The sequence below is a fragment of the Micromonospora sp. L32 genome (genome assembly GCF_052068055.1).
In the GTDB taxonomy this organism is placed as follows: domain Bacteria; phylum Actinomycetota; class Actinomycetes; order Mycobacteriales; family Micromonosporaceae; genus Micromonospora; species Micromonospora purpureochromogenes.
Window position 1 is genome coordinate 15,914 of sequence record NZ_JBQHDD010000013.1, and the last position, 20,737, is coordinate 36,650.

At 74.1% G+C, this 20,737-nt stretch carries 18 protein-coding genes; 12 read left to right on the plus strand and 6 right to left on the minus strand.

Going from position 1 to position 20,737, the window contains the following annotated elements:
* Positions 1 to 96 precede the first annotated feature (96 nt).
* Positions 97 to 2,538, plus strand: coding sequence for a RelA/SpoT family protein (locus ACTMTB_RS27815; protein WP_441149237.1), 2,442 nt, complete (start codon positions 97 to 99; stop codon positions 2,536 to 2,538).
* 58 nt (positions 2,539 to 2,596) lie between these two features.
* On the opposite strand, the gene ACTMTB_RS27820 is transcribed toward ACTMTB_RS27815, so the two are convergent.
* A complete protein-coding gene (locus tag ACTMTB_RS27820) occupies positions 2,597 to 3,436 on the minus strand; it encodes a peptidylprolyl isomerase (RefSeq protein ID WP_441149150.1) in 840 nt (279 codons plus the stop codon).
* Positions 3,437 to 3,496: 60 nt separating this feature from the next.
* A complete protein-coding gene (locus tag ACTMTB_RS27825; protein WP_441149151.1) occupies positions 3,497 to 4,378 on the minus strand; it encodes a peptidylprolyl isomerase in 882 nt (293 codons plus the stop codon).
* Between the two features lie 258 nt (positions 4,379 to 4,636).
* Between ACTMTB_RS27825 and ACTMTB_RS27830 the strand changes: the two genes are divergently transcribed.
* From ACTMTB_RS27830 to ACTMTB_RS27840, 3 genes are all read left to right on the plus strand, one after another.
* The gene (locus ACTMTB_RS27830; RefSeq protein ID WP_280837137.1) at positions 4,637 to 5,356 is read left to right on the plus strand and encodes an MBL fold metallo-hydrolase; all 720 of its coding nucleotides are present in this window, start codon (positions 4,637 to 4,639) and stop codon (positions 5,354 to 5,356) included.
* A 50-nt stretch (positions 5,357 to 5,406) separates the two neighbouring features.
* On the plus strand, positions 5,407 to 6,735 hold the full coding sequence (gene hisS, locus ACTMTB_RS27835; protein ID WP_441149152.1) for a histidine--tRNA ligase: 1,329 nt from the start codon (positions 5,407 to 5,409) through the stop codon (positions 6,733 to 6,735).
* Between the two features lie 69 nt (positions 6,736 to 6,804).
* Complete coding sequence (locus ACTMTB_RS27840) at positions 6,805 to 7,746, plus strand: acyl-ACP desaturase (protein WP_088962766.1); 942 nt, start codon at positions 6,805 to 6,807, stop codon at positions 7,744 to 7,746.
* 144 nt (positions 7,747 to 7,890) lie between these two features.
* On the opposite strand, the gene ACTMTB_RS27845 is transcribed toward ACTMTB_RS27840, so the two are convergent.
* On the minus strand, positions 7,891 to 8,406 hold the full coding sequence (locus ACTMTB_RS27845; RefSeq protein WP_441149153.1) for a PaaI family thioesterase: 516 nt from the start codon (positions 8,404 to 8,406) through the stop codon (positions 7,891 to 7,893).
* Positions 8,407 to 8,462: 56 nt separating this feature from the next.
* Between ACTMTB_RS27845 and ACTMTB_RS27850 the strand changes: the two genes are divergently transcribed.
* Positions 8,463 to 8,939: a winged helix-turn-helix transcriptional regulator gene (locus ACTMTB_RS27850; protein WP_441149154.1), complete on the plus strand. Its 477-nt coding sequence runs from the start codon at positions 8,463 to 8,465 to the stop codon at positions 8,937 to 8,939.
* A gap of 111 nt (positions 8,940 to 9,050) precedes the next feature.
* Here the strand turns inward: ACTMTB_RS27850 and ACTMTB_RS27855 are convergent, their stop codons facing one another.
* Positions 9,051 to 9,881, minus strand: a complete 831-nt coding sequence (locus ACTMTB_RS27855; protein WP_441149155.1) for an SGNH/GDSL hydrolase family protein — start codon at positions 9,879 to 9,881, stop codon at positions 9,051 to 9,053.
* Between the two features lie 246 nt (positions 9,882 to 10,127).
* Here ACTMTB_RS27855 and ACTMTB_RS27860 point away from each other — a divergent pair, with 246 nt between their 5' ends.
* Positions 10,128 to 11,183, plus strand: coding sequence for a S1 family peptidase (locus tag ACTMTB_RS27860; protein ID WP_441149156.1), 1,056 nt, complete (start codon positions 10,128 to 10,130; stop codon positions 11,181 to 11,183).
* Positions 11,184 to 11,246: 63 nt separating this feature from the next.
* Here ACTMTB_RS27860 and ACTMTB_RS27865 read toward each other — a convergent pair whose 3' ends face one another.
* Positions 11,247 to 11,861 carry a DUF998 domain-containing protein gene (locus tag ACTMTB_RS27865; RefSeq protein WP_441149157.1) on the minus strand — a complete coding sequence of 205 codons (615 nt, stop codon included), beginning with the start codon at positions 11,859 to 11,861 and terminating at the stop codon, positions 11,247 to 11,249.
* Between the two features lie 139 nt (positions 11,862 to 12,000).
* Between ACTMTB_RS27865 and aspS the strand changes: the two genes are divergently transcribed.
* The 4 genes from aspS to ACTMTB_RS27885 all read left to right on the plus strand — a co-directional run bounded on the left by aspS (position 12,001) and on the right by ACTMTB_RS27885 (position 16,826).
* Positions 12,001 to 13,806 carry an aspartate--tRNA ligase gene (gene aspS / locus ACTMTB_RS27870; RefSeq protein ID WP_441149158.1) on the plus strand — a complete coding sequence of 602 codons (1,806 nt, stop codon included), beginning with the start codon at positions 12,001 to 12,003 and terminating at the stop codon, positions 13,804 to 13,806.
* Positions 13,807 to 13,917: 111 nt separating this feature from the next.
* Positions 13,918 to 14,730, plus strand: a complete 813-nt coding sequence (locus ACTMTB_RS27875; protein ID WP_441149159.1) for an SDR family oxidoreductase — start codon at positions 13,918 to 13,920, stop codon at positions 14,728 to 14,730.
* Positions 14,731 to 14,814: 84 nt separating this feature from the next.
* Complete coding sequence (locus ACTMTB_RS27880; RefSeq protein WP_441149160.1) at positions 14,815 to 15,408, plus strand: ArsR/SmtB family transcription factor; 594 nt, start codon at positions 14,815 to 14,817, stop codon at positions 15,406 to 15,408.
* Entirely contained in the window at positions 15,405 to 16,826 is a 1,422-nt protein-coding gene (locus ACTMTB_RS27885; protein WP_441149161.1) for an MFS transporter, read from the plus strand. Before ACTMTB_RS27880 ends, ACTMTB_RS27885 begins: the two co-directional genes overlap by 4 nt.
* A 169-nt stretch (positions 16,827 to 16,995) precedes the next feature.
* On the opposite strand, the gene ACTMTB_RS27890 is transcribed toward ACTMTB_RS27885, so the two are convergent.
* Positions 16,996 to 17,730, minus strand: coding sequence for a GNAT family N-acetyltransferase (locus ACTMTB_RS27890; protein ID WP_441149238.1), 735 nt, complete (start codon positions 17,728 to 17,730; stop codon positions 16,996 to 16,998).
* A 120-nt stretch (positions 17,731 to 17,850) separates the two neighbouring features.
* Between ACTMTB_RS27890 and ACTMTB_RS27895 the strand changes: the two genes are divergently transcribed.
* A complete protein-coding gene (locus ACTMTB_RS27895; protein WP_088962756.1) occupies positions 17,851 to 18,063 on the plus strand; it encodes a hypothetical protein in 213 nt (70 codons plus the stop codon).
* Positions 18,064 to 18,138: 75 nt separating this feature from the next.
* Positions 18,139 to 19,641 (plus strand): replication-associated recombination protein A, encoded by a 1,503-nt coding sequence (locus ACTMTB_RS27900; RefSeq protein ID WP_441149162.1) that lies wholly within the window; start codon positions 18,139 to 18,141, stop codon positions 19,639 to 19,641.
* Positions 19,642 to 20,737 lie beyond the last annotated feature (1,096 nt).

The window sequence follows — 20,737 nt, forward strand, 5'->3', positions numbered from 1 at the left end:
CCCGTCCGGCGGCGAAGGACCAGACCGGCCGGAGCCACGGTCGGTGTTTTCCGGCGAGCGGTGAGGAGGCCGGTGTCCCACGATGTCGTCCCTCCGGTGGAGGGCACGGTGCACCCGACAGGCGACGCTGACGGCTCGGTGACCGACCGGAAGAGCAACCCGCCGGCCCGTGTGACGGGTGCCGTCGACGGCGCCGTTGCCGAGGCCGTCGACGCCGGCGCGCCCGTGGCGCCGCTGCCGACCGTCGGCGAAGCTTCGCCGACCGGAGGTTTCGCCCTCTCCAACGCGCCGACCGGCCGTCGGGTGCGGGCCCGGCTGGCCCGGTTCAACGCGCCCTGGCAGAGTTCGCAGGTCAGCGAGGTGCTGGAGCCGCTGATCTCCACCCACCGGGAGAACCATCCCAAGGCCGACGCGCGGCTGCTGCAGCGCGCCTTCGACACCGCTGCCCGCTGGCACTCCGGTCAGTACCGCAAGTCCGGCGACCCGTACATCACCCACCCGCTGGCCGTGGCCACCATCCTGGGCAACCTGGGCATGGACACCACCACCCTGGTCGCCGCGCTGCTGCACGACACGATCGAGGACACCGAGTACACCCTCGACCAGATGCGCGCGGACTTCGGCCCGGAGGTCACCCTGCTGGTCGACGGGGTGACCAAGCTCGACAAGGTCAAGCTCGGCGACGCGGCCAAGGCGGAGACCATCCGCAAGATGGTCGTGGCGATGGCCAAGGACCCGCGGGTCCTGGTGATCAAGCTGGCCGACCGGCTGCACAACATGCGCACCCTGACCTTCCTGCCCCGCCCCAAGCAGGAGCAGAAGGCCAAGGAGACGCTGGAGATCCTCGCCCCGCTGGCGCACCGCCTCGGTATGAACACGATCAAGTGGGAGCTGGAGGACCTCGCCTTCGGCACGCTGTTCCCGAAGCGGTACGAGGAGATCAACCGCCTGATCGGGGAGCACCAGCCGCAGCGCGAGGCGCTGCTGCGCCAGGTGACCCAGAAGGTGCAGACCGACCTGAAGGCCGCCAAGATCAAGGCGGAGACCACCGGCCGGCCGAAGCACCTCTACTCGATCTACCAGAAGATGATCGTGCGGGGTCGCGACTTCAACGACATCTACGACCTGGTGGGTGTGCGGATCCTGGTCGACACGGTGCGGGACTGCTACGCGGCGCTGGGGGTCATCCACGCCAACTGGCAGCCGGTGCCGGGCCGGTTCAAGGACTACATCGCCATGCCCAAGTTCAACATGTACCAGTCGTTGCACACGACGGTCATCGGGCCCACCGGCAAGCCGGTGGAGATGCAGATCCGCACCTACGCGATGCACCGCACCGCCGAGTTCGGCATCGCCGCGCACTGGAAGTACAAGGAGCACAAGGGCACCCAGATCGTCGGCCCGCCGGCGCACATCGACGAGATGACCTGGCTGCGCCAGCTGCTGGACTGGCAGCGGGAGGCGGCGGACCCGAGCGAGTTCCTCGACGCCCTGCGCTTCGACCTGTCCAGCCAGGAGGTGTACGTCTTCACCCCGAAGGGTGACGTCATCCCGCTGCCGACCGGCTCGACGCCGGTGGACTTCGCGTACGCGGTGCACACCGAGGTCGGGCACAAGTGCATCGGGGCGCGGGTCAACGGCAAGCTGGTGCCGCTGGAGTCGACGCTGTCCAACGGCGACGTGATCGAGATCTTCACCTCGAAGTCCGATACGGCCGGCCCGACGCAGGACTGGCTGGGCTTCGTCAAGAGCCCCCGGGCCCGCACCAAGATCCGCCAGTACTTCAACAAGGAGCGGCGCGAGGAGGCGATCGAGGCCGGCAAGGACGCGATCGTCAAGGCGATGCGCAAGCAGGGCATGCCGTTGCAGCGGATGCTCACCTCGGACGCGCTGATGGCGATCGCCCGGGACCTGCACCTGGCCGACGTCGCCTCGCTCTACGCGGCGGTCGGCGACAGCCAGGTCTCCGCCCAGTCGGTGGTGCAGAAGCTGATGGCCACCTACGGGGGCGAGGAGGGCGCGGCGGAGGACATCGCCGAGACCGCCGTCGCCACCCGGCCGCCGCGCAGCCGGCAGAGCAGCGCGGACCCGGGCGTCGTGGTCCGGGGCGTCAGCGACGTCTGGATCAAGCTGGCCCGCTGCTGCACCCCGGTGCCGCCGGACGCGGTCTTCGGCTTCGTCACCCGCTCCGGCGGGGTGAGCGTGCACCGCGACGACTGCGCCAACGCCGAGGACCTGCGGGCGCAGAGCGAGCGGGTGGTCGAGGTCAGCTGGAAGCTCACCTCCGCCTCGACGTTCCTGGTCGCCATCCAGGTCGAGGCGCTGGACCGGCACAAGCTGCTCGCCGACGTCACCCGGGTGCTCTCCGACGAGCGGGTCAACATCCTCTCCGCCACCGTCACCACCACCCGCGACCGGGTGGCGGTGAGCCGGTTCAGCTTCGAGATGGCCGACCCGAAGCACCTGGGCCACCTGCTGGCCGCGGTGCGCAAGGTCGACGGCGTCTTCGACGCGTACCGGGTCACCTCGGGGGCCTGAGGCAGCAACGACAAGCGCCCGCCGGCTCGGCCGGCGGGCGCTTCGTCGTACGGGTGGGTCAGCCCTGGATGTCGCTCATCGCCAGCTTGGTGATGACGACCTCCTTCTTGGGGTGGCCGCCGCCGGCCTGCTGGGCGAAGGCCTTGTCGTCGCCGGCCGCCGCGACCTGCTTGACCAGGTCCATGCCGCCGGTGACGGTGCCGAGCACCGTGTAGTTCGGGTCGAGCTGCGAGTCGCCGTAGACGATGAAGAACTGGCTGCCGGTGCTGCCCGGCTGGCCCGAGTTGGCCATCGCGATGACGCCGTCCGGGTAGGCGGGGCGCTTGTCGGTCGGCAGGTTCTCCTCGGCCAGGTTGTACGCCGGGCCGCCGGTGCCGTCGGTCTCCCGCCAGCCCTTGCCGGTCGCGCTCGGGTCGCCGCACTGGAGCACCTTGATGCCCTCGGTGACCAGCCGGTGGCACTTGCTGTTGTCGAAGAAGCCCTTGCTGGCCAGGTGGGTGAAGCTGCCCGCGGTGCAGGGCACCGCCGCGCGGTCGATCTTGGCGGTGATCGGGCCCAGGTTGGTGTCGATCGTCATCGTCTGGGTGCCGGTGTTCTTCTGCTGGGCCGGCGGCAGTCCGACGTCCTTGATCTGCGGGGTCCGACCCTCCTTCGGCGCCTCGGTGTACGCGCACTGCGCGAAGCCCGGGGCGCCCGCGGTGTCCTGCTTCGTGTCGTCGTCACCGCCGAGGGTCGTCGCCAGCCAGACGCTGCCGGCGACCACGAGCAGCAGGACCGCAGCGGCCCCGACGATCGCCTGCGTCTGCCGGCGCTTGCGGGCCCTGGCCGCGCGCTCGGCCATCTCCCGCTCGAGCCGGGCCCGCGCCGCCGCGCGCTGCCGCTCTCTCGTGGACGTCACGGTCACTCCTCCTGGACTATGTGGCGCGGTCGCCGCCGCGTACGGGTGGTGTGGTCCGGCTCAGCCGGCGCTGGGGCTGGCCGACGGGGCGCCGGAAGCCGGGCTCGTCGGGGCCGCCGCCGTGCTCGGCTCGCCGACCGTGAGCTTCTGGAGCAGCACGTCGGTCTTCGGCTTGACCTTGGCCCCGGTCCCATTGTCCACGGTCGGCAGGGCGCCGATCTTCTCGATCACGTCGAGCCCGCCGGTGACCCGGCCGATGACCGGGTAGGTCGGCTTGGCCGGGTTGAAGTCCTTGAAGAAGACGAGGAACTGGCTGCCGTTGTTGCCCGGCGGGTTACCGACCATGGCGATCGTGCCCTTCGGATACGCCGGCGGCTGGCCGGGGGCCGGGCTGGCCGAGGGGCTCGCCTCGGGCACGGTGGGGACGTTCTCGTCGTAGAACGAGTACGTCGGGCCGCCCAGGCCGGTGCCGCTGGGGTCGCCGCAGCGCAGCGCCCCCTCGGTGGTGATCTCGTGGCACGTGGTGTTGTCGTAGAACGACCGGGTCGCCAGGTGGGCGATGCTCGCCCCGGCGCACGGCGCGCCGGCGAGGTCGAGCTCGGCCGTGATCGGGCCGCCCTGGTTGGTGTTGATCGTCATCGGCCGGCTGCCCGAGGTGGGCAGGCCGGTGGTGGCCGGGGTGCCGACGTCCTTGAGGTTGGTGTTCGCGGCGGCGTCCTGCGGCGTCCAGAGGCAGACGTCCTGGGCGGCCTGCTGCTTCGGGTCGCGGTCGAAGGCGCCCAGCGCCCAGGCGGAGCCGACCACGATCAGCGCCAGCACGACCGCGACGCCCACGCCGGCCTGGATCTGCCGGCGCCGCCGGGTCGCGGCGGCCCGCCGGGCCAGCTGCCGGTCGAGCTTCTCCCGTGCCAGCTTGCGCTGCCGGTCCCTGCTGGAAGCCACTCGTGCTCCCCTTCCTCTGCCCTGGTCGTCACCGGCGGTCGGGCCGCTCGCGTCCCCGTGAAGCAGGTGCGCCACGCCACACGCCCGCCAGAGTGTACGGGTAGCCGCTGGGAAAGTGGTGTACGAGGTCGGGGCTGGGTTTATCGGAGTGCGTCACTGTGCCGGACGGGGTGTGCGGGACGGGTGGGTCACGGATATCGGTTCGCCGTGGCGGCTAGGCTGCGGAGGGAACGACGTACCGACGGAAGGGGAGCGGACGTGCTCGTGGCCGGCTTTCCCGCGGACGCCTTCGGCACCAACTGCTACGTGGTGGCGACCGCTCCGGGGGAGCAGTGCGTGGTGGTCGACCCCGGCATCGGGGTGCTCGACCGGCTCGACGCCGTGCTCGCCGAACACCGTCTGCACCCGGCCGCGGTGCTGCTCACCCACGGCCACCTCGACCACACCTTCTCGGTGGCGCCGGTCTGCGGCGCGCGTGGCATCCCCGCGTACGTCCACCCGGACGACCGGGAACTGCTCGCCGACCCGGCCAAGGGGCTCTCCGCGGACCTCGCCCAGCTCTTCGGCGGCCGGCTGCCGTACACCGAGCCGGACGACGTGGCTGAGCTGACCGACGGCGCGACGCTGGCGCTGGCCGGGTTGGAGATCACCGTCGACCACGCGCCCGGCCATACCGGCGGGTCGGTGCTGTTCCGGCTGCCCGGCGCCGGCTCGCCCTGGGAGGCCGAGCAGATCTGCCTCTCCGGTGACGTGCTCTTCGCCGGCTCGATCGGCCGCACCGACCTGCCGGGCGGCAGCATGCCCCGGATGCTGACCAGCCTGCGGGAGAAGGTCCTTCCGCTGGCGGACGACACGGTTGTCCTGCCCGGCCACGGCCCCGCGACCACCATCGGCCGCGAGCGCGCGACCAACCCGTACCTCGCCGAGGTGGCGGGGGACGGCGCCGCGCGCCCGGCCGCACCCGCCCGCGGCCTGTAGCCGCGCCCACGACCTCCCCGCGCCGCCGCGCGGGACGCAAGGAGTACGCCATGAGCAAGCCCACGCCCATCTCCGGCTTCCCGGAGTGGACGCCCGGCCAGCGGATGATCGAGCAGTTCGTGCTCGACCGGATCCGCGCCACCTTCGAGCTGTACGGCTTCGCGCCGCTGGAGACCCGCTCGGTCGAGCCGCTGGACCAGTTGCTGCGCAAGGGGGAGACCTCCAAGGAGGTCTACGTGCTGCGCCGGTTGCAGGCCGACACCGACGGCCCCACCGGCGACGACGCGCTCGGCCTGCACTTCGACCTGACCGTGCCGTTCGCCCGGTACGTGCTGGAGAACGCCGGCAAGCTGCAGTTCCCGTTCCGCCGCTACCAGATCCAGAAGGTGTGGCGGGGCGAGCGCCCGCAGGAGGGCCGCTACCGCGAGTTCCTCCAGGCCGACATCGACATCGTCGACCGGGACACCCTGCCCGCGCACCACGAGGCGGAGATGCCGCTGGTCATCGGCGACGCGCTGCGCTCGCTGCCGATCCCGCCGGTGCGCATCCAGGTCAACAACCGCAAGATCTGCGAGGGCTTCTACCGGGGTGTCGGGCTGACCGACCCGGAGGCGGCGCTGCGCGCGGTCGACAAGCTCGACAAGATCGGGCCGGCCCGGGTCGCCGAGCTGCTGGCCGAGACGGCCGGGGCGAGCGAGGCGCAGGCCAAGGCGTGCCTGGCGCTGGCCGAGATCTCCGCGCCGGACGCCTCGTTCGCCGACGCGGTGCGCGCCCTCGGGGTGAGCGACCCGCTGCTCGACGAGGGGATCGAGGAGCTGGTCGCGGTGGTGGAGACCGCCGCCGCGCACTCGCCGGGGCTCTGCGTGGCCGACCTGCGCATCGCCCGCGGCCTCGACTACTACACCGGCACCGTCTACGAGACGCAGATGATCGGCTACGAGCGGTTCGGTTCGATCTGCTCCGGCGGTCGCTACGACAACCTGGCCAGCTCCGGGGCGGTCCGGTTCCCCGGGGTGGGCATCTCGATCGGGGTGACCCGGCTGCTCGGGCTGCTCTTCGGCGCCGACGCGCTCTCGGTCTCCCGGGCCGTGCCGACCTGCGTCCTGGTCGCGGTCACCAGCGAGGACGCGCGGCCGGCCAGCAACCGGGTCGCCGAGGCGCTGCGCTCCCGCGGGGTGCCGACCGAGGTGTCGCCGAGCGCGGCGAAGTTCGGCAAGCAGATCCGGTACGCCGAGCGGCGCGGCATCCCGTACGTCTGGTTCCCGGGCGCGGAGGGGGCGTCGGACGAGGTGAAGGACATCCGGTCCGGCGAGCAGATCCCCGCTGCGGCGGGGGAGTGGACGCCGCCCCGGGAGGACCTCAAACCGCTGGTCAGCTGAGGTACTACTCGCGCGTAGGCTCGCGGGGCCCTACGGTAGCGTAAGTTACGCCACCGTAGGGAGATCCGCATGAGCACCGCCCCGCTGAGTCAGACCGCCCTGCTCCTCGAACTCGAAGCCGTGGTGGAGAAGAACCTCGACCGCCACCTGTCGATCGCCAAGGAGTGGTTCCCGCACGAGTACGTCCCGTGGAGCGAGGGACGCACGTTCGACGGGCCGCTCGGCGGCGAGCCATGGTCGGAGTCGGACTCGACGATTCCCGACGTGGCCCGCACCGCGCTGATCGTCAACCTGCTGACCGAGGACAACCTGCCCTCGTACCACCACGAGATCGCCAGCCTCTTCGGCCGGGACGGGGCGTGGGGCACCTGGGTGCACCGGTGGACCGCCGAGGAGGGTCGGCACGGCACCGCCATCCGGGACTACCTGACGGTGACCCGGGCGGTGGACCCGGTCGCCCTGGAACGGGCCCGGATGACCCACATGTCGGCCGGCTACGAGAACGTGCACGGCGACGAGGTGCTGCACTCGCTGGCGTACGTGTCGTTCCAGGAGCTGGCCACCCGCATCTCGCACCGCAACACCGGCCGGGTCACCGGCGACCCGGCCTGCGAGGCGTTGCTGGCCCGGGTGGCCGCCGACGAGAACCTGCACATGGTCTTCTACCGCAACCTGCTCGGCGCGGCCTTCGAACTGGCCCCGAGCCAGGCGATGCGCGCGGTCGCCGACGTGGTGGCCGACTTCCAGATGCCCGGCGTCGGCATCGAGGGCTTCGCCCGCAAGTCGGTGGCGATCGCCCTGGCCGGCATCTACGACCTGCGCCAGCACCGCGACGACGTGGTGCAGCCGGTGCTGCGCCAGTGGGACGTCTTCAACGTCACCGGCCTGGACGCCGACGGCGAGGCCGCCCGCGACCAGATCGCCGGTCACCTCGACGACCTGGAGCGGGCCGCGTCCCGCTTCGAGGAGAAGCGCGCCGCCCGCGAGGCCCGCCTCGCCACCCGCGCCTGACGCCCCCCGCCCCCCCGGCCCCCCCGCCCCGCCCACGTCACCCGCCTCGCCGTGGCCGCTCTTTCAGAGAAAGCGTGGCCATGGCGGGCAAATAGCCACGCTTTCTCTGAAAGTGCCCGCTCGGCGCGGGTGGTGGGTGGGTGGTCAGGCGGGGGTGTCGAGGGGAAAGAGCAGGCAGCTCGACGTGGCGTGGGCGATGAGGCGGCCCCGGGCGTCGGTCAGGCGGGCCTCGGCCAGGGCGGTGCGCCTGCCCCGTTGCAGGACGGTGCCCTCGCACCGCAGCATGCCGCTGGCGACGGTCACCGGGCGCAGGAACTTCACGTTCAGGTCCAGCGAGGTGTAGCCGACGCCGGCGGGCAGCGTGGTGTGCACTGCGCACGCGGCGGCGGTGTCCAGCAGGGTGGAGATGACCCCGCCGTGCACGGTGCCGAGCGGGTTGTAGTGGAACTCCTGCGGGACCAGCTCGACCGCGACCCGGCCCTCGTCGGCCTCCATCCGGGCCATGTCGATCAGGTGCATGATCGGCGGCGCGGCGAGCTCGCCGGCGATCATCGCGCGGAGCAGCTCCAGGCCGCTGCGGCGGCCCACGTGCGCGGCGCCGGCCACCGGGTCGGACCAGGAGAAGGTACGGCTGCGCGCCGGGTCCTGCGTCTGAGTCATGGACTCAGCCTGGCAGCGCGTTGCTGAGTCTGTCAATCAGACCTAGCCTGGTGGACATGAGACCCGCGGCACTGGACTGGTCGGTGGAGAACTGCACCATCGCCCGGGCGATGGCGATCCTCGGCGAACGGTGGACCCTGGTGGTGCTCCGCGAGGTCTTCAACGGCGTCCGTCGCTTCGACGACATGCGCGTCCGTACCGGCATCCCCCGGCAGGTGCTGACCACCCGGCTGGCCACCCTGGTCGAGCAGGGCGTGCTGCGTCGCGAGCCGTACCGGGAGCCGGGCAGCCGGCTGCGCCACGAGTACCGGCTGACCGAGAAGGGCCTCGACCTGTGGCCGGTGCTGGTGGCGGTGCTCGGCTGGGGGGACCGTTACCTGGCCGACCCGGAGGGCCCCCCGCTCGGCGTCGGGCACCGCGACTGCGGGGCGGAGGTCCGGGTCGAGCTGCACTGCGCCGAGGGGCACGAGGTGGCCGACCCGCGCGATGTGCTGCCCCGGCCGGGCCCGGGCGCCCGCCGCCGCGTCGACTGACCCGGCGCCGGGCGGCGTCCCTTCGGGCCCGCCTCGGGCTCGCGTCGGGCCCGCGTCGGGCGCGCCTCGGCGCGCGGACGGCCGGGCCGCCCGCGCGCCGCGACACCGGTGCTACCAGCCGAAGCCGTTGGCGTACGAGACGCTGGCCAGCACCGCCTGGCCGCTGGTGTTGGGGTGGAAGTAGTCCCAGGTGGAGACCTGGCTCAGCGCGAACGGGTAGTTGAACACCGCGTTGTCGTCGAAGTCGCAGTTCGGGCCGTACGCGGCGCAGGCCTGGGCGAGCTGGGTGTTGAAGTCGACCACCCGCTGCCGGACCCGGGTCCGGCGGTCGACGTCGGCCTGTGCGGTGGAGGTCGGGTTGGCCAGCATCGACTGGCAGATGCCGAAGGCCGACCAGGCGGTCCGGGCGCTGCCGCTGCCCTTGCCGACCTGCCAGAGCCGCTGGATGTCCGGGATGCTGATCAGCAGGACCCTGGCGTTGGGCAGCCCCGCCTTGAGCCGGGCGAGCGCGCTGTCGATGTTGGCCCGGTAGGTGGCCACCGGGGTCATCGTCGACTCAGAGCTGGTGCAGGCGTCGTTGGCGCCGATCAGCATCGTGACGTACCCGACGCCCTGGCTGACCGCGGTGCCGGCCTGGCCGTACATGTCGGCGGACTTGGCGCCGCTGCGGGCGTCGTTGAGGTTGCGGCCCTGGATGTTCGGGTTGACCGCGCGGATACGCAGGTAGTGGCTGTTCACCGTGGAGTTGTCGCCGGTGCTGAACGACCGTGAGGTGCAGTCGACGTACCAGCCGCAGGCGTTGAAGCCGCGGGTGATGGAGTCGCCGAGGCTGGCCATCGCGCTGGGCGGCGGGCCGGGATCGGCGACGGCGGGGGTAGCGGCGAGCAGGACGAGGGCGGTGGCGCCGGCGAGAGCCGCCAGCGCGCGTCGGGCGAGGGTCATGGTGGCCTCCGGATCACGGGTGCCGGCGTGCTGCGGTGGCCAGATCGTATAGACGACTTTCTGTGTCCACAATGTTGCTTCGGCGTTACAACGGGCGGCGGGGTGAATTCGGGCAAAGCCCTGTCTTGCGCACGATCTTAAATATGTGAATACTTCAGTCACTCGGCCGGTTTCCCCAGGTCGGCCGGGTTGTCCCCGGGCGCGTCGACGTGACGCGACCCGTCACCCCCTCCCGGAGGTTGTTACATGCGACCCACGAGGTCATCGCTCCGCCACGTCGCCGCCGTCGCCATGGCCGGCACCCTGGTCACCGGCGCGCTGCTCGGCGCCCCCGCGCAGGCGGCACCCGCCTCGCCCGCCTCCCCCGACGCCGCGGCCGGTCTGGCCGACCGCCTCGGCGACCGCGCCGCCGGCACGTACGCCGACGCCAGCGGCAAGATGGTCGTCGCCGTCACCGACGCCGCCGCCGCCCGTCAGGTCCGCGCGGCCGGCGCCACCCCGAAGCTCGTCACCCGGGGCGCCGCCACCCTGCAGGCCGCCACCGCCGAACTGGAGCGGTCCGCGAAGATCCCGGGCACCGCCTGGTGGACCGACCCCGCCACCAACCAGGTCGTGGTCTCGGTCGACAGCACCGTCACCGGCGCCAAGCTGGACAAGGTCAAGGCGGCCGCCGCCCGCACCGGTGGCGCGGTCCGGATCGAGGCCGAGGCCGGCGTGCTGAGCACCCGGATCTCCGGCGGCAACGCGATCTACGCCGGCGGCGGCGGGCGCTGCTCGCTCGGCTTCAACGTGCGCAACAGCGCCGGCACCCAGTTCTTCATCACCGCCGGTCACTGCACGAACATCTCGGCCAGCTGGTACAGCAACTCTGCGCAGACCACCTACCTGGGCGCGCGGACCGGCACCAGCTTCCCCGGCAACGACTACGGGATCGTGCAGTACAACAGCAGCGTCTCCCGCCCGGGTAACGTCTACCTCTACAACGGCAGCTACCAGGACATCACCGCCGCCGGCAACGCGTTCGTCGGCCAGAGCGTCCGGCGCAGCGGCAGCACCACCGGCCTGCGCAGCGGCTCGGTGACCGCCCTCAACGCCACGGTCAACTACGCCGAGGGCAGCGTCTCCGGCCTGATCCGTACCAACGTGTGCGCCGAGCCGGGCGACAGCGGCGGCTCGCTCTTCGCCGGCAGCACCGCGCTGGGCCTCACCTCCGGCGGCAGCGGCAACTGCTCCTCCGGCGGCACCACCTACTTCCAGCCGGTCCCCGAGGTGCTGAGCCGCTACGGCGTCAGCGTCTACTGATCGACCCCTCGGGAGCGGGCCGCCGGGCGACCGGCGGCCCGCTTCGCGTACCGGCCGCCGGGCTCAGCGCGGTGCGGGTGCGCCACCTGCCGTCCGCCGGGTGAGCGCCAGCACCACCAGCAGCGGGCAGAGCGCCTCCGCTCCGGCGGCCACCCGCTCGGCCAGCCCGATCCGGGCGCCGCCGGTGGTCAGCTCCACCACGAACCAGCCGACCAGGGCCAGCAGCAGTGCTGCGGCGGCCGTACCCCGGCGGGCGGTCAGGGCGGTGGCGCCGGCGGGCGCGCGGCGCCGGTGCGCGGCGAGAGCCGGCCAGAGCGCGAGCGCGCCGAACGCCACCGCCGCGCCGAGGCCGTGCGCGGTGGACGACCCCTGCTGCGCCGGCAGCGGAAAGGTCGCCACGGCGAGGGTGGCGAGCCCGCCGAGGGCGAGCAGCAGCCGGCCGGCGGGACGCAGCGGCCGCAGCCCGGCCGCGGTCAGGCAGTGGCACAACCCCAGCCCCAGCAGGCCGACCGTCATGACCCAGCGATCCGTGGCGTCCCGGGCCGCCAGCGCGCTGATGGTGCCGGCGACCTGGTCGAAGCCGCCGGGCTGGCGCGCCGCCGCCAGGGTCCAGCCGCCGACCAGCAGGACCGGGGCGGCGGCGGAGGAGAGCAGGGCCCAACGGGGTACGACGCGCACCCGGCACACCGTACGCGGGCCGCACCGCGACCGCCGGTGCCGCCGGTGGTGGCAACCGCGCCCGGTGGCATCGGGGGACCGGGCCGCCTGACAGAATGCGGAGGGCAAGAGGTGTACCGCAGATGAGGAGACGCAAGTCGTGATCCGTACCCATGACGCCGGCAGCCTGCGCGCGACGGACGCCGGCACCACGGTGACGCTCGCCGGGTGGGTGGCCCGCCGGCGCGACCACGGCGGTGTCATCTTCGTCGACCTGCGGGACAGCTCCGGCGTGGTCCAGGTGGTGTTCCGCGAGGAGGATGCGCACGCGCTGCGCAACGAGTTCTGCGTCCGGGTCACCGGCGAGGTGACCCGCCGGCCCGAGGGCAACGAGAACCCGGAGCTGCCCACCGGCGAGATCGAGGTGACCGCCGCCGAGCTGGAGGTGCTCTCCGAGGCGGCCCCGCTGCCGCTGCCGGTCGACGACCAGGTCGAGGCCGGCGACGACATCCGGCTCAAGTACCGCTACCTGGACCTGCGGCGCAGCGGCCCGGCGAACGCGATGCGGCTGCGCTCGCGCGCCAACCAGCTCGCCCGGGGTGTGCTGCACGAGCGGGACTTCCTGGAGATCGAGACCCCCACGCTGACCCGGTCCACCCCCGAGGGTGCCCGCGACTTCCTGGTGCCGGTCCGGCTCCAGCCCGGCAGCTGGTACGCGCTGCCGCAGTCGCCGCAGCTGTTCAAGCAGCTGCTGATGGTCGGCGGCATGGAGCGGTACTACCAGATCGCCCGCTGCTACCGCGACGAGGACTTCCGCGCCGACCGGCAGCCGGAGTTCACCCAGCTCGACATCGAGATGTCCTTCGTCACCGAGGACGACGTGATCGACCTCGGCGAGGCGATCGTGTCGGCGCTCTGGAAGGACCTGGCCGGGCACGAGATCTCCCGGCCGATCCCGCGGATCACCTGGCACGACGCGATGGCCCGGTACGGCTCCGACAAGCCGGACCTGCGCTACGGCGTCGAGCTGACCGAGCTGACCGACTACCTGCGCGGCACCGAGTTCCGGGTCTTCGCCGGCGCCATCGACGCCGGCGGGTACGTCGGCGCGGTGGTGATGCCGGGCGGCGCCGCGCAGAGCCGCAAGGAGCTGGACGGCTGGCAGGACTGGGCCAAGGCGCGCGGCGCGCGGGGCCTGGCGTACGTGGTGCTCGACGCCGAGACCGGCGAGGCGCGCGGCCCGGTGGCGAAGAACCTCTCCGCCGAGCACCTGGGCGGGCTCGCCGACGCGGTCGGCGCCAAGCCGGGCGACGCGGTCTTCTTCGCGGCCAGCGCCAACACCCGCGAGGCGCAGGAGCTGCTCGGCGCGGCCCGGATCGAGATCGCCAAGCGGGCCGGCCTGATCGACGAGAGCGCCTGGGCGTTCTGCTGGGTGGTCGACGCGCCGATGTTCGAGCGCACTGACGAGGGCGGCTGGACGGCCGTGCACCACCCGTTCACCTCCCCGAACGCCGACTGGGTGGACCGCTTCGAGGAGGCGCCGGACCGGGCGCTGGCCTACGCGTACGACATCGTCTGCAACGGCAACGAGATCGGTGGCGGCTCGATCCGTATCCACCGGGGCGACGTGCAGAAGCGGGTCTTCGACCTGCTCGGCATCACCCCGGAGGAGGCGCAGGACAAGTTCGGCTTCCTGCTGGAGGCGTTCAAGTACGGCGCCCCGCCGCACGGCGGCATCGCGTTCGGCTGGGACCGGGTCTGCATGCTGCTCGCCGGCGCGGACTCCATCCGCGAGGTCATCGCCTTCCCGAAGACCCGGGGCGGCTTCGACCCGCTGACCGGCGCGCCGACGCCGATCACCGCCCAGCAGCGCACCGAGGCCGGCATCGACGCCAAGCCCAAGGCGCCGACGGGCGTGCACGCCGGCACCGCCGGCCCGGCCGCCCCGGTGGCCGACCCGGTCTGACCCGACCCCCGTCACCGAGAGGTCCGCGCCATGATGGCGTGGACCTCTCGGTCGTTTCGCCGCCGCCGCCAGCGGGCGACGGTCGGCGGGGCCGGGGAGACGGGGGACGCGATGACGCTGCTCGTGGTGGGAGCCGGTGGCTTCCTGGGCGGGGAGATCTGCCGGCGCGCGGTCGCGGCGGGCCGGCCGGTGGTGGGGACCTGGCACGCCAACCCGGTCGCGCTGCCCGGCCTGGCGACCCGGCAGCTCGACGTGACCGACCGGGAGGCGGTGCGCCGGCTGGTGGCGGCGGTCCGGCCGACCGCCGTGGTCGGCACCCCCTACCGGTACGACGACTGGGCGGTCACCGCCGACGGCGCGGCGCACATCGCGTCCGCGGCGGCCGAGGTGGGGGCGCGGCTGGTGCACCTGTCCAGCGACGCGCTGCACGCCGGGCGCCCGACGCCCTACCTGGACGACGACCCGCCCACCCCGATCCACCCGTACGGAGCGGCGAAGGCGGCGGCGGAGACCGCTGTGCGGGCGATCGACCCGAGCGCCGTGCTGGTGCGGACCTCGCTGATCGTGGGGGAGGGGAGCAAGCAGATCCAGCTCTGCCGGGACGCGCTCGCCGGCCGGGCCACCCTCTTCACCGACGAGCTGCGCTGCCCGGTCGACGTCACCGACCTGGCCGACGCCGTCCTCGAACTGGTCGACGGCGATCACGCCGGCCCGCTCAACGTCGCCGGTCCGGAAGCGGTCAGCCGGGCCGGGCTCGGGCTGCTGGTGGCCCGCCGCCTCGGGCTGGACCCGGCCGGGATGAAGACCAGCACGGGCGCGGCCGCCGGGCTGGTCCGCCCCACCGACGTACGGCTGGACAGCTCGCGCGCCGCCGCGCTGCTGCGCACCCGGCTGCGCGGCGTCACCGAACTCCTCGCGGCCTGACCCCGACCCGCTCCCATCCCGCTCACGCACACTTTCTCTGCATAACTATTGTGCAGAGAAAATATGCACAGGTATTGTGCAGTCATGGGGAACGACGAGAACGCCGCGGCACCGCGTGAGGTCCGGCTCGACCACCGGCAGGTCCGGGTGCTGGCGCACCCGCTGCGGATGCGACTGCTCGGCGCGCTGCGCACGAAGGGGCCCGCCACCGCCACGGCGCTGGCCGAGCTGCTCGACACCAACACCGGCGCGACCAGCTACCACCTGCGCCAGCTCGCCGAGGTCGGCCTGGTCGCCGAGGACCCCGACCGGGGCAGCGGGCGGCAGCGCTGGTGGCAGGCCGCGCACGACGTCACCAGCTGGGAGCCGACCGACTTCGACGACGACCCGGACGCCCGGGCGGCCATCCAGTGGATCCACGGCGACCAGGTACGCCTGCTGGTCGAGCGGGCCGAGCAGTGGCTGGCCGTCGAGCACGAGTGGTCGCCGGCCTGGCGGGACGCCTTCGGCATGGGCGACATCTTCATGGTCATCCCGCCGGACCGGATGGAGGCGCTGAAGGCCGAGGTGTGGCAGGTCATGCAGCGGTACCACGACGAGGCGGACCCGGCCGCGCCGGGCGCCGAGCCGGTGCACCTCTTCCTCGCCGGCTACCCGATGCTGGAGGGCCGGCGGTGAGCGTCCTGTCCGTACGCCAGGTCCGGTTCCGCTACCTCACCCTCTACGGCCTGCGCTGGCTGCCCACCGGTCTGATGATCCCGGTGATGATCCTGCTGATGCAGGAGCGCGGCCTGTCGCTGTCCGAGATCGGCCTGGTCTCCATCGCGCAGGGGCTGGTGGTGCTCGCGCTGGAACTGCCCACCGGCGGCCTGGCCGACGCCCTCGGCCGTAAGCCCGTCCTGGTCGCCGCCTGGACGCTGAGCCTGGTCTCGCTCGGGCTCTTCGCGGTGGCCGACTCCTTCGCGCTGTTCTTCCTGGTCTGGGCCTTGCAGGGCGTCTACCGGGCGCTCGACAGCGGCCCCCTGGAGTCCTGGTACGTCGACGCCACCCTCGCCGCCGACCCGAAGGCCGAGTACGAGGCCGGCCTCGGCTTCGCCGGCACCGTCGCCGGCGTGACCATCGCGGCCGGGGCGCTGCTCAGCGGCGGCCTGATCGCCCTCGGCCCGGTCGGGCCGGTCAGCGCCCTCACCGTGCCGGTCCTGGTCGCCATCGCCCTCCAGGCGGTGGCCCTGGCGGCCCTGCTGCTCCTGCTGGTCGAGACCGGCCCGGCCAAGGGCGCCGGCGCGCTGCGCGCCTCCATGGTCGAGGCGCCCCGGATGGTGGGCCAGGCCTTCGGCCTGCTGCGCCGCTCCCGGGTGCTGCTCGCCCTGGTCGCCGTCGAGCTGTTCTGGGGCTTCGGCATGGTGACGTTCGAGTCGCTGCTGCCGGTCCGCCTCGCCGAGGTGGTCGGAAATCCCGAGCGCGCCGCGGCGCTGCTCGGGCCGGCCAGTTCGGCGGCGTGGCTCGCCTCGGCGGCGGGCGCGGCGCTGACCCCGCTGCTGCTGCGCTGGCTGGGCGCCGCGCCGAGCGCCGCGCTGCTGCGGATCGTCCAGGGCGTGACCGTGGTCGGGATGGGGCTGTTCGCCGGCCCGGTCGGCGTGCTGGTCGCCTACCTGGCCTGCTACACCGTGCACGGCGCCTCGAACCCACTGCACACGGGCCTGCTGCACCGGCAGGTCGACGGGCCGTACCGGACCAGCGTGATCTCGCTGAACTCGATGGTCGGGCAGCCCGGCTTCGCCATCGGCGCGGTACTGCTCACCTTCCTCGCCGACACCCGCAGCGTCACCACGGCCATGGTGGTGGGTGGCGTGGTGCTGGCCGTGGCCGCCCCGCTCTACCTGCCGGCCTGGCGTGCCGGGCGCACGGCAGCCGCGACGACGGACTCCGGCCCGGCCGGGTCGATGGCCGAGTCGACGGCCGGGTCGAGCGGGGTCGGTCCCACCGCCGAGCCCGCTGTGGTCGGGCCGACCGCCGATTTCGGCCCGGTGGCCGGCGGTGGGGCACCGGTCCCGGCGGCCGGATCCGGGGGCGGGGAGGCGGCGCCCGTCCGCTGACAGGTCGCCGCGCCAGCCGCGGTCGCGGCGGACCTCCGTCCGAGCCTGATACCTCAGAGGCATCTTGATACCGCTGAGGTATCAGGCCGATCGGGGCGGTCGCCTCCAGCGCGGACCGGGGCGGCCGTCTCCAGTGCCGACCGGAGCGGCGGGCCGCCGGCGCGCCGGTTCAGGCCAGGTGCACCGAGCTGCGGGCGAGGGTGCCGGTGAAGCCGAGCCGCCGGTAGAGCCGGATCGCCCCCACGTTGTCGGTGTAGACGCCGAGCGCCACGTGGTCGTAGCGGGCGGCCAGCGCCCGGGTCATCCCGGCGGTCAGGGCCGCGCCGAGGCCCCGGCCCCGCCGGTCCGGCGCCACGGTCAGCCCGGCCAGGAAGCCGACGTCGCCCCGGCTGCGGTCCGCGCCGCAGGCGACGAGCCGGTCGCCGTCGCGGATGCCGTACCAGTCGACGATGCGCGGGTCGCCGGGGCGCGAGGTGGTGCTGGGGAAGGATGCCTCGATCAGCCCGCTCAGTGCCGGGTGGTCGGCCTCGCCGAGGCGTACCACCCGGTCCTCCTCGGGCTGGCGCGGCGGGGCGGTGGTGGTCCAGAGGAAGTCCCACTCGTCGTGCCGGGCCACGGTCATCCGACCGGCGAGGGCTTCCGGGCTGGTCCGGGGCAGGTGCAGCCACTGCCCGGCACCGACCGCGCCGGTCGCGACGAGGTCGGTGAAGACCTCCACCGCCGGCCCCGGCGCCCCGATCGCGCCGCCCGCCGGGCCCGGCCCGGACGACAGCAGCCAGACCACCGCGCCGTCGCGCCGCCAGCCGCGGGGCTCCGCGCCCCGCCACAGCGCGTGCCGTGCGTACGGGTGGTGGTCGGTGGCGGCGAGGAGGGCCGCGCGGCCCGCCAACTCCTGGTCGGCCATGATCACTCGCCCAGCCTAGACCGCGGCCCGGCGCAGCTCGTTCCACGGTGGAGATTGACGAGCCGACCGATTGGGTACATCCCGCCCCGACCTACTGGGAACCCCCACCGGAGGACAACGATGCTCGCCATTCTCGCCGCGATCGTATTCGGCTTCGCGCTGCTGATCGACCTGCTGGACACCAACTTCGGCGCCCCCGACCTCTTCAATGTGCACACCCTGCTGATGCTGGGCCTGCTGCTGCTCTCCCTCTACCTCGCCGGGGTGGGCCGCGGCCCGGGCGGTGGCGGCGGCGGCCGCTGGTACCGCGGTCGGCGGCCGGGTCGCGGCTGACCGCAACGGATCAGGACGGGCTCGGCCCGCGGCGCGATTCCGGCGCAGCGGACCGAGCCCGGTACTGTCTTCGTGATGGACTCCGACGCCCTCTTCTCCCTCGGTGAACCCGCCGCGGCGCCCAGCGCCCCCGCGGGTCCGAGCGGTGTCGACGGCTTCACGGCGGTCGGGGAGGATTCGCCCCTGCCCGTCCGGATGCGTCCCGCCAGCATCGACGAGCTGGTCGGGCAGGACCACCTGCTCGCGCCCGGTGCGCCGCTGCGCCAGCTGGTCGGCGGCGGGGCCCCGATGTCGGTCATCCTCTGGGGGCCGCCGGGCAGCGGCAAGACCACCATCGCGCACCTGGTGGCCCGGGCCACCGACCGCCGGTTCGTCGCCATGTCGGCGCTCTCCGCCGGGGTCAAGGACGTCCGGGCGGTCATCGAGACCGCCCGCCGGCAGCGCCGCGCCGGCGGACCGCAGACCGTGCTCTTCATCGACGAGGTGCACCGGTTCAGCAAGACCCAGCAGGACTCCCTGCTCGCCGCGGTGGAGGACCGGACGGTCACCCTGCTCGCGGCGACCACGGAGAATCCGTACTTCTCGGTCATCTCCCCGCTGCTGTCGCGCTGCGTGCTGCTCACCCTCCAGCCGCTGGACGACGCGGCCGTGCGCGGCCTGCTGCGCCGCGCGGTCGCCGACCAGCGCGGCCTGGGCGGCGCGCTCACCCTCGACACCGAGGCCGAGGACCACCTGGTACGCCTCGCCGGCGGCGACGTCCGCAAGGCGCTGACCGCGCTGGAGGCCGCAGCGGCCTCGGCGGTGGCCACCGGCACCGACCGGATCGACCTGGCCACCACCGAGCAGGCGGTCGACGTGGCGGCGGTCCGCTACGACCGGGACGGCGACGCCCACTACGACGTGACCAGCGCCCTCATCAAGAGCATGCGCGGCTCGGACGTGGACGCGGCGCTGCACTGGCTGGCCCGGATGCTGGTCGCCGGCGAGGACGCCCGGTTCATCGCCCGCCGGTTGGTGATCTTCGCCAGCGAGGACGTCGGGATGGCCGATCCGACCGCGCTGGGCGTGGCCACCGCCGCCGCCCACGCCGTGGAGTACGTCGGCCTGCCCGAGGCCCAGCTCAACCTGGCCCAGGCGGTGATCCACCTGGCCACCGCCCCGAAGTCGAACTCGGCCACCACCGCCATCGGCGCGGCCATCGCCGACGTGCGCGCCGGCCGGGGCGGCCCGGTGCCGCGCGGACTGCGCGACGCCCACTACGCCGGCGCGCGGGGGCTCGGGCACGGCACGGGATACCGCTACCCGCACGACGACCAGCGCGGAGTGGTCACTCAGCAGTACGCTCCCGACGATCTCGTCGGGACCGACTACTACCGGCCCAGCGGGCACGGTGCGGAGCGGTCGGTGGCCGCCCGGCTGCCGCTGCTGCGCCGGATCGTCCGGGGGCTGTCCGCCCCGGCGCCGCGCCCCGACGAACCGACGCCGGTGGCGGTCAACGGCCGCCACCCGTCGGGTACGGGGCACGCCGGTGGGGCGGATGAAGACGGCGACGCCGTCGTCGGGGAGGGTCAGCAGTGACATCGCGTGGTGGGGAGCGACCGGAGGACGGTCCCGACGAGCGGCGTGACTCCCGCGCCAAGGGACGCCGCTGGGGCCGGGGCCGGGCCGAGGAGCCGCCGCCGGAGCCGGCCGGCGAGGAGTTCGGCTGGATCGACGACCTGCGTAGCGCCAAGCAGCAGCGGGGCGAGCTCGGCCCGGACGGTGAGCCACCCCGCCCGACGCCGCCCGCGCCCGCCGGCGGCCGTGGCCCGGCCACGCCGCCCGCCGGTCCCCGGCCGGGGCCGGTCGTACCCAGCCCGGACGGCCCGCCGCCCGCCCGCGGGCCGCGGGCCGACGCGCCACCGCCCGGCCGTGCCGCCGCGCCGCGCCCTGACGCGCCGCCACCTGGCCGGGCCGCCGGCCCGCGCGCCGACGCGTCTGCCGCACCCGCCGCCCCGCGTCCCGGGCCCGCCGGGCCGCGCCCGGACGGCGGGCCGGTCCGTCCCGGCCCGGTCGTCGGTCCGGGCCCGGACGGCCCCCGCCCGCCGCGCGCCGACGGCCCGCCCGCAGCGCGCGCGGGCGTTCCGCAGGCCACCCCGCCGGTACGCGGCGGCTGGCCCGCCGCTCCCGAACAGCGTCCCCGCCCCGGCGAGGGTGCCTGGCCCGGCCCGGCGGCCACGGCGCGCCCCGGCCAGCGGGGGCCCGAGCGACCCCAGCCGGACGCCGCCGGCGCCCCCGTCTCCGGTGCCGGTGGCGGCGCGGCGGCCCGCGCCCAGGCGCCCCGGGCCGCCGGTGCCGGGCAGTCGCCGTCCGGCTGGCCGGCCCCCGGCCCCGAGGCGTCGGCACCCGCCCCCCGAGCCGCAGGCCCCGCCTCCGGACGCCGCACCGTGCCCCGCGAGGGCGCCCGCCGCCCGGCCGACGCCACCGACCCGGCTCGTCGCGGGCCGGCCTTCCCGCCGGACCCGGCCTACCCGAACCCGGTCAGCGGCGGCCCGCGTCCCGACCAGACGCCGGTGAGCGGTGGGCCCCGTCCCCCGACGCCGGTCAGCGGCCCACCCCGCCCGGACCCGGCGGCCCCCGAGCCGCGTGGCCGGGGTCGCCGCGCCGCGGCGGAGCCGACCGGCGGCGAGGACCC

Coding starts and splice junctions, on each gene's coding strand:
- hisS (WP_441149152.1), top strand. CDS start 5,407: ATGAGCAAGCCCACGCCCATCTCCGGCTTCCCGGAGTGGACGCCCGGC.
- ACTMTB_RS27840 (WP_088962766.1), top strand. CDS start 6,805: ATGAGCACCGCCCCGCTGAGTCAGACCGCCCTGCTCCTCGAACTCGAA.
- ACTMTB_RS27845 (WP_441149153.1), bottom strand. CDS start 8,406: ATGACTCAGACGCAGGACCCGGCGCGCAGCCGTACCTTCTCCTGGTCC.
- ACTMTB_RS27850 (WP_441149154.1), top strand. CDS start 8,463: ATGAGACCCGCGGCACTGGACTGGTCGGTGGAGAACTGCACCATCGCC.
- ACTMTB_RS27855 (WP_441149155.1), bottom strand. CDS start 9,881: ATGACCCTCGCCCGACGCGCGCTGGCGGCTCTCGCCGGCGCCACCGCC.
- ACTMTB_RS27860 (WP_441149156.1), top strand. CDS start 10,128: ATGCGACCCACGAGGTCATCGCTCCGCCACGTCGCCGCCGTCGCCATG.
- ACTMTB_RS27875 (WP_441149159.1), top strand. CDS start 13,918: ATGACGCTGCTCGTGGTGGGAGCCGGTGGCTTCCTGGGCGGGGAGATC.
- ACTMTB_RS27880 (WP_441149160.1), top strand. CDS start 14,815: ATGGGGAACGACGAGAACGCCGCGGCACCGCGTGAGGTCCGGCTCGAC.
- ACTMTB_RS27890 (WP_441149238.1), bottom strand. CDS start 17,730: ATGGCCGACCAGGAGTTGGCGGGCCGCGCGGCCCTCCTCGCCGCCACC.
- ACTMTB_RS27895 (WP_088962756.1), top strand. CDS start 17,851: ATGCTCGCCATTCTCGCCGCGATCGTATTCGGCTTCGCGCTGCTGATC.
- ACTMTB_RS27900 (WP_441149162.1), top strand. CDS start 18,139: ATGGACTCCGACGCCCTCTTCTCCCTCGGTGAACCCGCCGCGGCGCCC.